The following is a 6,842-nucleotide window of genomic DNA, read 5'->3' as shown; positions in this document are numbered from 1 at the left end:
CAGGTTGTAGACCTTCCGCACGCAACCGAACGTGCGCGACAGCTCGGCTGCCTGCGCATCAGTCGGATAGAAGCGGTACTTGAACGCCCGCTTCACACGCCTCGTGGTCACGCTCACAAACTAGTGATGCTGCGAGTTAAGATCAAATCTGCGGGTCACAGCACGGCCTTTCGCCCTGGGGGCGGAACTCCGCTCCTTGCCCTGCTCCGCAGGAGTCCGTTTCCTCTCCGCCCTGAAGGGCGGAGTATCCACGGAGGAATCCGATGAACCGACGTCACGTACCCCACGCCTTCACAACGGTCGACACCCAGCCGCGGCCGAGCGAGTTCGTCGAAGTCCTGAAGTGTCTGGCCGCCGAGCCGTTCTAAGGTGCTTACAAACAGCGGCTGCGAGACCTCCTGCAGGCCCGTCCGCACCGGATGCTTCACCTACGCCGTGACCTTCTTCCTGACCTCAGGGACGCTGTCGGCCTCCGGTGCTGCGGCCTCTCCCTGCCGGGGGACGTGAATTTACGGCAGACCCGAGCGACCAACCAGGTGCGTTATGGTGCTGGGGTGTTGGGCCTCACTCAGCACCGCAGCACTACGCGTTTGGCACGGCTGGTCCATCGTCACAAGCGTAAGAGGGGGCCTTCATGCCCGAGTTGGAACTCTCGGCGGGAACCATCGACTACCAGGACTCCGGCGGTGACGGCCCCGTGGTCGTCCTGCTGCACGGCGTCGCCATGGACGGTTCGCTCTGGCGCCACGTCGTCGCCGGGCTCCGCGACGACTTCCGCTGCGTCGTCCCCACCCTCCCGCTCGGCGGCCACCGCCGGCCGATGCACCCGGACGCCGACCTGTCGATCCTCGGCGTCGCCCGGCTGGTGGACGAGTTCCTCGAACGGCTCGACCTGAGCGATGTCACGCTGGTGCTCAACGACTGGGGCGGCGCACAGAGCCTTGTAGCCGACGGCCGCACGGCCCGCATCGGCCGGCTCGTCATCACCTCCTGCGAGGCCTTCGACAACTACCCGCCCGGCCTGCCCGGCAGTAACCTGGTCACCTCCGCCAGGCTGCCCGGCGGCCTGGCCCTGGCCTTCAACCTGCTCCGTCTGAGGCCCATGCGCCGACTCCCGGTGACCTGGGGCTGGATGACCAAGCGGCCGGTGCCGCCCGAGATCATGGATGCCTGGTTCCGGCCCGTGGTCAGCTCCGCCGAGGTACGCCGCGACCTGCGCAAATACGTCCTCAGCACCCCGCCGAAGGCCGAGCTGCTCGCCTGGTCCGAGGCGCTTCGCACCTTCGACCGCCCCGCCCTTGTCGCCTGGGCCGCCGAGGACCGCGTGATGCCCCCCTCCCACGGCCGCCGCCTGGCCGAGCTGCTGCCGCAGGCCGAGCTCGTCGAGATCGCCGACAGCTACACGCTCATCCCTGAGGACCAGCCCACCGTCCTCACCGCCCACCTGCGGAACTTCCTCGACAGCAAGCCGTGAACCACGCCGGCGTGCGCACAACGCATGCAGATCCGCCGCTCAGGACGTGCCCGGCAGCCGCCCCGGAATTCCCGTGCCGTTGTTCCGCGCAGGTCAGGAGGCCAGAAAGCCCGGTTCTTCTGGACACTCCGGGGCGGTCGGCCCGACAATTGACCGTGTGACGTCCCCCTTCGAGTTCCACACGTACCCCGCGCGGCTGTCGGACGCTCAGCGCGACCGTGTTCTCGGCGTGCTCAGAGACGGCGCGGCACAGGGCAAGCTGTCCCACGACACCTTCATGCGGCGCATGGAACTGGCCCTCACCGCCCAGCGATCGGAGGAGCTGGCGGCGCTCACCGCCGACCTGGAGAGCGAAGGCCGCTGGTCGCGGCGGGTACTCCGGGTCGTGAGCGGGGTGTCCGGCTTTCCCGGCCGGATACGCCGGGTCTGGCAGACCGAGCGGCTCCCGAAGCTCCTGCTCCCCGCCCCCAGCCCGTACCCCCTGCTGATCGGCCGCGACCCGGGCAACGGCCTGCGGCTCAACCACGAGACCGTCTCCCGGCTCCACGCGGAACTCACCGCGCAGGGCGGCCGATGGCTGCTGCGCGACCTCGGCTCGACCAACGGCACCTGCGTCAACGGGCAACGGGTCATCGGCACGGTCCCGGTCCGCGAGGGGGACCAGGTGAGCTTCGGCCGCATGAGCTTCCGGCTCTCCGCGCCCGTCGTCGGACCCCCTCCCCGATAGCCGGCCCCAGGGCCATTCGTCCGGATCAGGCCTGCTGGTGGAGACCGCGTCCGGCGAGAGTGAGGAAGGCCTCGCCGACGGCCTCGGAGAGCGTCGGACGGGCGTGGATGTGAAGCGCAACATCGGCGGGTTCGGCGTCCCATCCGACGATCAGCTGGCTCTCGGCGATCATCTCGGAGACATGCGGGCCGACGAGATGCACCCCGAGCACCCGGCCACCCCGCTCGGCGACCACCTTCACCATGCCGCCCTGTCCGTGGACCATGCCCTTGGCCACGGCGGTCAGCGGCATGGTGTTGACCGCGGCATCGTGCCCGGCGTCACGGGCCTGAGCCTCGGTCAAGCCCACCGCCGCGGTCTGCCGGGACGAGTACGTGACCCGGGGGACGGCCGCGTAGTCCACCGCCGGTGAGCGGAGACCAGCCAGTGCCTCGGCGGCCGGCAGCCCCTCGGCGAAGGACGCGTGAGCCAGACCAGGGGCGGCGGGGGCAGCAGATCGCCCACCACGTGAAGGCCCGGCACGGACGTTTCGAGACGGGACCAGTCGGCGGGCGCCACATGACCGCGGTCGTCGGCGGCAAGACCCGCCGCCGCGAGACCGAGCCCGTCCGTCACCGGTGCACGCCCCACCGCGACGAGCAGCCGCTCGGCCCGCACCGTGCGGCCCGCACCGTGCGGGTCTCGCCGCGCGAGGCGCGTACGGTCGCCACAACCTCGTCGTCTCCCGCGTCGAGCTCACCGGGGCCGCCGCTGCGTTCACGGAGCTGCTCGGTGTCTCCGGGCCTTTCTGCCCCCAAGCGCCCGCGGACTGAGATACGGCCCGTCCGGGCGCGCCGCCATCACTCGGACGGCCGTACACCGAATGCGCGACGCCACCGTCGGTGCTCCCCTGGTGGAGGAACCGCGCCGCACACCGGCGCCCCGACGCCCAGGGGGTACCGATGCAGGCCGACGCGCCCGACGGCATATCCCCGCCGGACCCGGCCCGTGTCCGCGAAGTTCCGCCCGGCACACGACGCCCGGCACCCGCGCGCGCCGCGTCTGCACCGGGCCCCCGCCCAGGCCGGACGGCGCGCGGCCCCCGCCCCGGCACCGGCCCCAGCCTGCTCGCACCCGGCGCCGCGCACGACCCGTACCGGCTCTACCGCATCCTGCGCGAGGAATACCCGCTCAGCTACGACGCGCCCCTGGGCGCCTGGCTGGTCAGCCGTTACACGGATGTGGCCACGACCCTCACCGACCCCCGTTTCACCGGGTTCCCGTACGACGGTGCGCCACGCGGCGGCCCCGCACCCCTCGGGCTCTGCCACGGCACCGCTCTCTGCACGCCCCGCGGCCGGCGCAGGACCGAGGCCGGACCGATGCCGACCGGATCAGTGTCATGTGGCATGTCGGCTCGTGGACCGGTGTCACATGACAAGTCGGATCACGGGTCAATGCCACGTGACCTGTCAGATGGTGAATCAGTGCCAGGTGACATGGCAGATGGCAGACCAGTACCACGTGACATGGCTGACCCCGGACCAATACCACGTCACATGGCTGAGCGGATCGAGCGGACCGCCTACGTGCTGGCTCGCCGTATCGCGGGCCGCCAACAGGCCGATCTTGTCACGGAGTTCTGCCGCTGGCTCCCCGCCGGTTCCGCAGCCGGCGTGCCCGACCGCCCGTACGCGACCGGGCTGCCCCGCACCGGACCGGAAGGCACCGCCGCCTCACCCTGCACCCGGCACACCGGACTCCGCGAGACCGCCCTCGCCTCCTTCCTCGCCAACCTCCTGGACGCCCCCGATCTGCTGGCGGCCCTGCGCATCGAACCCGCCCTGGCCGACCGGGCCTGGACGGAGTCGCTGCGCCGCGACCCGCCCGTCCAGGTCGTGCTGCGCCGCACCGTCACCGAGGTCACCCTCAGCGGAGGCACGCTGCCCGCCGGGGCGCCCGTCGCCTGTCTGATCGGCTCGGCGAGCCGCGATCCGGCACGGTTCGCCGCCGCCGACCTCTTCGACCCCTTCCGCCGCGACCAGGGCCGTTCCCTCACCGGACCGGCCGGCTGCCCCGCCGTGGTGCTCGGCCGGCTGGAGGCCCGGCAGGGCCTGCGCGCCCTGCTCGACGCGATGCCCCGGCTCCGCTGGGCGGACGGCTTCCGCCCGGCCGGCACCGGGCTGCTCACCCGCGGGCCGCGGGCCCTTCTCGTCCGACCCGGCTGAGCAGCGCCACCGGCCGTTCGGCGAACAGGTCGACCGCCGCGACCGTGGCCCCGGTGAACTTCCGGCCGGCTGCCAGCAGATCGGTCCACGGTCCGTCGTCCGGCAGCGTCAGCTCCGTCCCGCGCCAGCCGCCCGACTCCGCCAGCCGCAACGACAGCCTGGTCACCGCCGTGACCACCTCGCCCGAACGGCAGAAGGCCAGACAGTGCGCGGCCGCCGGGCCATGCGCGCTCAGCGGGGTGTACGTCCCGGACTCGCCGAACACCTCGGGCCGTTCGCGCCGCAGCCGCAACGCGACCGCCGTGAGCGCGCCCTTCTCGCTGGCAGGTCCGTCCTCGGGCGGGTGGCGGAACGGCCGACGGTTGTCCGGGTCGACCAGCGCCACGTACTCCCGTTCCGTGCCCTGATACAGATCCGGCACACCCGGCATCGTCAGCTGCACCAGCGCCGCACCGAGCACATTGGCCCGTACGTACCGGTCGAGCGTGCCCGCGAACCGCTCCAGCGCCTCCCGCACCGGACCGTTGCCCGCCGCCGGCCCCGCCGCGACGAAGTCCGTCACCGCCCGCTCGTACGCCGGATCCGGCTCGGTCCAGCTGGTGAAGAGCCCCGCCTCGCGGACCGCCTTCAGCAGCGCGGGCTCCAGCCGCCCCGCCATCTCGCGGGTCGGCAGCCTCGCGCAGCCGTACGCCGTCTGCCAGGCCTGCCAGGCCAGCTGTGCGTCGGGCGCGGCCGCGGGAGTCAGCCGTGCCAGCTCCACCAGCAGCCAGGACCACTGCTCCGGGCACTCGGTCAGCACCGCGATCCGGGCCCGTACATCGGCGCTCCGCTTGGTGTCGTGGGTGGTCAGCGCCGTGCCCGTGGCAGGCCAGTCGCGCGCCAGCCGGGCGCAGAACGCGTGGAACTCCTCCGGCGTCACCGCCGGATGCCCGGGATCGCCGCCCACCTCGTTCGCCGAGATCAGCGGCACGTACCGGTAGAACGCCGTGTCCTCGACCGACTTCGCGCGGAGCGCCGACGCGGTCTGGGCGAACCGGGCGCAGAACGCGGCCCGGTCGGGCCCCTCGCCCAGCCGCCCCAGCGCCAGCTCCCACACCACATCGACGGCCGACGCCTCCTCCGGAACGGAGAACGCCGCCTTCGCGTCCCGCACGACCCCGTCCGGGAGCGCCGCCCGGGCCGTCTCCGTGCAGGGGCCGCCGGCCGTCACGTAGGGGCGGTAGACGGGTACGCGTACGAGCAGTTCGCGCACGGCGGTGTGCAGCGCCCACGGGGCGTGGTCCCGCAGTGCCGGGTCCTCGGCGCAGAGGCGTACGGCGAGCCGGGTCAGCAGCGCGGTCTCGGCGGCCAGCTCATGCGTCACCACCCGGTACGCGGCCCGCCGCACGGTCGCCGTCCAGTCACCGCCGCGGTCCCCGGCCGGCCCCGAGTACTCCCGGTAGCGGCCGATCAGCTCCGCCGCGCCCATCGGATCGACGAAGAGGCCGTCGATCCGGTGCAGCGCGTCGTACCCGGTCGTCCCGGCGACCGCCCAGTCCGGGGGCAGCGGTTCGGCACCCGTGAGGATCTTCTCCACCACCGTCCACCGCCCGCCGGTCGCCGCCGAGAGCCGCTCCAGGTAGGCCGCGGGATCGGCGAGCCCGTCGGGGTGGTCGATGCGCAGACCGTCGACGACCCCGTCCCGGACCAGTTCGAGGATCTTGCCGTGGGTGGCGGCGAAGACCTCGGGATCCTCCACCCGCACTCCGATGAGGTCGGAGATGGTGAAGAACCGACGGTAGTTCAGCTCCGTACGGGCCAGCCGCCACCAGCCGAGCCGGTAGTGCTGGGCATCCAGCAGCTCGGACATCGGCAGGTGGGCGGTGCCGGTCCGGAGCGGGAACTCCTGCTCGCCGTGGCGCAGCACCTCCCCGTCGACCCGGAGCCTGTCGAGCTCGACGCCGATCGGCCCGGCGAGCACCGGCAACAGCACCTTGCCACCGCCCGCCGCCCAGTCGATGTCGAACCAGCGGGCGTACGGGGACCCGGAGCCCTCGCGCAGCACCTCCCACAGCGCGTGGTTGAGGCGGGGCACGGCGGCCATGTGGTTCGGCACGAGGTCCACGATCAGCCCGAGCCCGTACTCACGCGCCGTACGGGCCAGCTCCCGCAGCCCCTCCTCCCCGCCGAGTTCGGCGCGCACCCGGCCGTGGTCGACGACGTCGTACCCGTGTCTGGAGCCGGGCACGGCTTCGAGGACCGGGGACAGATGCAGATGGGAGACGCCGAGCGCGGCGAGATACGGCACGGCCTGTCCGGCGGCCGAGAACGGGAAGTCCGGCTGGAGCTGGAGCCGGTAGGTGGCGGTGGGCGTCATGCGCCGTTACGTACCCAGACTGCGGCCTTCTGTGTCACGGAACGCGGCAAAGGGCTCGACCGGCGGTGCCGTCGGCCG

The 6,842-nt window shown here is 72.5% G+C and carries 5 protein-coding genes and 1 pseudogene; 3 read left to right on the top strand and 3 right to left on the bottom strand.

What is annotated here, in order from left to right; genetic code table 11:
* The coding region (locus ACFVV1_RS31090; protein ID WP_389996047.1) for a helix-turn-helix domain-containing protein at nt 1-117 on the bottom strand (117 nt) is incomplete at its 3' end.
* Nucleotides 118-634: 517 nt separating this feature from the next.
* Here ACFVV1_RS31090 and ACFVV1_RS31085 point away from each other — a divergent pair.
* Entirely contained in the window at nt 635-1,474 is an 840-nt protein-coding gene (locus ACFVV1_RS31085; protein ID WP_389996023.1) for an alpha/beta fold hydrolase, read from the top strand.
* Between the two features lie 157 nt (nt 1,475-1,631).
* Entirely contained in the window at nt 1,632-2,201 is a 570-nt protein-coding gene (locus ACFVV1_RS31080) for an FHA domain-containing protein (protein WP_389996020.1), read from the top strand.
* 25 nt (nt 2,202-2,226) lie between these two features.
* Here the strand turns inward: ACFVV1_RS31080 and ACFVV1_RS31075 are convergent.
* A pseudogene (locus ACFVV1_RS31075) lies at nt 2,227-2,873 on the bottom strand (FAD-dependent oxidoreductase); the annotation flags it as partial.
* A 293-nt stretch (nt 2,874-3,166) separates the two neighbouring features.
* On the opposite strand from ACFVV1_RS31075, the gene ACFVV1_RS31070 reads away from it, so the two are divergent.
* Nucleotides 3,167-4,408 (top strand): cytochrome P450, encoded by a 1,242-nt coding sequence (locus tag ACFVV1_RS31070; RefSeq protein WP_389996044.1) that lies wholly within the window; start codon nt 3,167-3,169, stop codon nt 4,406-4,408.
* Here ACFVV1_RS31070 and treY read toward each other — a convergent pair.
* Complete coding sequence (treY, locus tag ACFVV1_RS31065) at nt 4,368-6,764, bottom strand: malto-oligosyltrehalose synthase (protein WP_389996018.1); 2,397 nt, start codon at nt 6,762-6,764, stop codon at nt 4,368-4,370. The genes ACFVV1_RS31070 and treY overlap by 41 nt on opposite strands.
* Between the last annotated feature and the right edge of the window lie 78 nt (nt 6,765-6,842).

The organism is Streptomyces sp. NPDC058092 (assembly GCF_042884935.1).
Lineage (GTDB): Bacteria > Actinomycetota > Actinomycetes > Streptomycetales > Streptomycetaceae > Streptomyces.
This window is presented reverse-complemented; position numbering and strand designations above follow the sequence as displayed.

Excerpts from the sequence above, each read along its gene's own strand:
- ACFVV1_RS31085 (WP_389996023.1), top strand. The coding sequence starts at position 635 with ATGCCCGAGTTGGAACTCTCGGCGGGAACCATCGACTACCAGGACTCC.
- treY (WP_389996018.1), bottom strand. The coding sequence starts at position 6,764 with ATGACGCCCACCGCCACCTACCGGCTCCAGCTCCAGCCGGACTTCCCG.